Origin of the sequence: Glycocaulis sp. (assembly GCF_052168375.1) — a bacterium.
GTDB lineage: Bacteria > Pseudomonadota > Alphaproteobacteria > Caulobacterales > Maricaulaceae > Glycocaulis.
Genome location: NZ_JBQLZR010000182.1, coordinates 1 through 3,736, shown reverse-complemented (window position 1 = coordinate 3,736; position 3,736 = coordinate 1). Strand labels below are relative to the sequence as shown.

The following is a 3,736-nucleotide window of genomic DNA, read 5'->3' as shown; positions in this document are numbered from 1 at the left end:
GCAAGCTGCAGCCGGGCGACAAGATGGCCGGCCGCCACGGCAACAAGGGTGTGATCTCCAAGATCAATCCGCTTGAGGACATGCCCTTCCTGGCTGACGGCACGCCGGTCGATATCGTGCTGAACCCGCTGGGCGTGCCCTCGCGCATGAACGTGGGCCAGATCCTCGAGACCCACCTTGGCTGGGCGTGTAAAGGTCTCGGCCAGCAGATCGGTCAGGCCTATGAGGCCTATACCCGTGACGGCGATGCCAACGTGCTCAAAAAGGCGATCAACGGCGCCTATGGCGAGGATCAGGAGCTGCCGGACGAGGAAGGCGATATCGCCGAACTCGCCCGCAACCTCTCCTCGGGTGTGCCGATTGCGACGCCGGTCTTCGATGGTGCCCGCGAGCCGGACATTGTCGAGTACCTCAAGCGCGCCGGCATTGACGAGAGCGGCCAGTCGACCCTCTATGACGGCCAGACGGGCGAGCCCTTCAAGCGCAAGGTTACGGTCGGCATCAAGCACCTGCTGAAGCTGCACCACCTTGTGGATGACAAGATCCACGCCCGCTCCATCGGCCCGTACAGCCTCGTTACCCAGCAGCCGCTGGGCGGCAAGGCGCAGTTCGGCGGCCAGCGCTTCGGCGAGATGGAAGTGTGGGCTCTGCAGGCGTATGGCGCTGCCTACACGCTGCAGGAGATGCTCACCGTCAAGTCGGACGACGTGGCCGGCCGTACGAAGGTCTACGAGGCCATCGTGCGCGGCGACGACGCCTTCGAGGCGGGCATCCCGGAGAGCTTCAACGTGCTGGTCAAGGAGATGCGCTCTCTCGGCCTGAACGTGGAACTCGTCAACGAATAGGCCCCAGCGGCCAAACTGTGATCAGGTGGCAGGTCCCGCCCTCAAGGGCCTGCCGCCGCCACCGTCAAGGAGACGGACATGAACCAAGAGGTCATGAATATCTTCAACCCGTCCGCCGAAGGCCCGGCCTTCGACCGGATCCGGATTTCGCTGGCGAGCCCGGAGAAGATTCTCTCCTGGTCGTACGGCGAGGTGAAGAAGCCCGAAACGATCAATTACCGCACGTTCAAGCCGGAACGTGATGGCCTGTTCTGCGCGCGCATCTTCGGTCCGATCAAGGACTATGAGTGCCTGTGCGGCAAGTACAAGCGCATCAAGTACAAGGGCATTGTCTGCGAGAAGTGCGGCGTGGAAGTCACGCTGGCACGCGTGCGGCGCGAGCGCATGGGCCATATCGAGCTCGCCGCGCCGGTTGCCCATATCTGGTTCCTGAAATCGCTGCCCTCCCGCATCGCCCTGATGATGGACATGGCCCTGAAGGACGTGGAGCGCGTGCTCTACTTCGAGGCCTATATCGTCATGGAGCCGGGCCTGACCCCGCTGCAACAGAACCAGCTGCTGAGCGAGGAAGAGTATTATCAGGCTGTCGACGAGTACGGCGAGGACGCCTTCACCGCCGGTATCGGCGCGGAAGCCATCCGCGAGCTGATGGGCAATATGGACCTGCCTGCGCAAGTCGAGCGCATGAAGGAAGAGATGAAGGAGACGGGCTCGGAGCTGAAGCTGAAAAAGCTCTCCAAGCGTATCAAACTCCTTGAATCCTTCATCTTCTCGAAGAACCGCCCTGAGTGGATGATCATGACGGTCATTCCGGTCATTCCGCCGGAACTGCGCCCGCTGGTGCCGCTCGATGGTGGCCGCTTTGCGACCTCGGACCTGAACGATCTCTACCGCCGGGTCATCAACCGCAATAACCGCCTCAAGCGCCTGATCGAGCTGCGTGCGCCGGACATCATCATCCGCAACGAGAAGCGCATGCTTCAGGAAGCGGTCGATGCCCTGTTCGACAATGGCCGCCGCGGCCGCGTCATCACGGGCACGAACAAGCGCCCGCTGAAATCGCTGTCCGACATGCTGAAGGGCAAGCAGGGCCGGTTCCGTCAGAACCTGCTCGGCAAGCGCGTCGACTATTCGGGCCGTTCGGTGATCGTGGTCGGTCCTGACCTGAAACTGCACGAATGCGGCCTGCCGAAGAAAATGGCGCTCGAGCTGTTCAAGCCGTTCATCTACGCGCGTCTGGACGCCAAGGGCCTGTCGGGAACGGTCAAGCAGTCGAAGAAGCTGGTCGAGAAAGAGCGCCCGGAAGTCTGGGACGTGCTCGACGAGGTGATCCGTGAACACCCGGTTCTCCTGAACCGCGCGCCGACGCTGCACCGTCTGGGCATCCAGGCGTTCGAGCCGAAACTGATCGAAGGCAAGGCCATCCAGCTTCACCCGCTGGTCTGCGCCGCGTTCAACGCCGACTTCGACGGTGACCAGATGGCCGTGCACGTTCCGCTGAGCCTCGAGGCCCAGCTGGAAGCGCGCGTGCTGATGATGTCGACCAACAACATCCTCTCGCCGGCCAACGGCAAGCCGATCATCGTGCCGTCGCAGGATATCGTGCTGGGTCTCTACTATCTTTCCATCGCGAAGGATGGCGAGCCGGGCGAAGGCATGGTGTTCGGTTCGATGGCCGAAATTGATGCCGCGCTCGATGCCGGTGTCGTCACTCTGCACACGCGCATCAAGGCGCGCTACGAGGGCGTGGACGAGGAAGGCGAGCCGAAGGTCAGCGTCATCGACACGACGCCGGGCCGCATGAAGCTGCTCGAGCACCTGCCGCGCCACAAGCTGCTGCCGCCGAGCCTGCTCGACGAGCTGCTCACCAAGAAGGCAGTCGGTAACCTCATCGACGAGGTCTATCGTCACACCGGCCAGAAGGCGACGGTCATCTTCTGTGACCGCATCATGCAGCTGGGCTTCCGCGAGGCAGCCCGTGCCGGCATCTCCTTCGGCAAGGACGACATGCTGATCCCGGAAGCCAAGGCGACGCTCGTCAACGAGACGCGCACGCTGGTTTCCGATTACGAGCAGCAATATGTCGACGGCCTCATCACGCGTGGTGAGAAGTACAACAAGGTCGTTGATGCGTGGGCCAAGTGTACCGACAAGGTCGCCGACGCCATGATGGACGAGATCTCCAAGCCGATCGCCGCCGAGAACGGCCGCACCGGCGAGGTGAACTCGGTCTACATGATGGCCCACTCCGGTGCGCGTGGTTCGAAGAACCAGATGAAGCAGCTGGCCGGCATGCGGGGCCTGATGGCCCGTCCGGACGGCTCGATCATCGAGACGCCGATCATCTCGAACTTCAAGGAAGGCCTGACCGTTCTCGAGTACTTCAACTCGACCCACGGTGCCCGTAAGGGTCTGGCTGACACGGCGCTGAAAACGGCGAACTCGGGCTATCTGACCCGCCGTCTGGTCGACGTCGCGCAGGACTGCATCATCACCGAAGATGATTGCGGCACCTCGCAAGGCATCGAACTGTCGGCTGTCGTCGATGGCGGTGAAGTCGTCGTTTCGCTGGGCGCGCGCATTCTTGGCCGCACCACGGCCGAGGTCGTCAAGGATCCGTCCTCGGGCGATGTGATCGCTCCGGCTGACACCTATCTCGACGAGGATCTGTGCGCGGCCATCGAGGCTGCGGGCGTGATTTCGGTGAAGACGCGTTCGCCGCTTACCTGCGAAACCCGCTGGGGCGTCTGCGCCACCTGCTATGGCCGTGACCTTGCGCGCGGTACGCGCGTGAACATGGGCGAAGCGGTCGGCGTGATCGCGGCCCAGTCCATTGGTGAGCCGGGCACGCAGCTGACGATGCGGACCTTCCACATCGGCGGTACGGCCCA

General features: G+C 62.9%; 1 protein-coding gene and 1 pseudogene. Both read left to right on the top strand.

Going from position 1 to position 3,736, the window contains the following annotated elements; all coding sequences use genetic code 11:
• Positions 1-845 (top strand): annotated as a pseudogene (locus ACTS2Z_RS07285) (DNA-directed RNA polymerase subunit beta); the annotation flags it as partial.
• Between the two features lie 78 nt (positions 846-923).
• Positions 924-3,736: DNA-directed RNA polymerase subunit beta' (gene rpoC / locus ACTS2Z_RS07280; RefSeq protein ID WP_442572557.1), on the top strand; the 2,813-nt coding region annotated here is incomplete at its 3' end.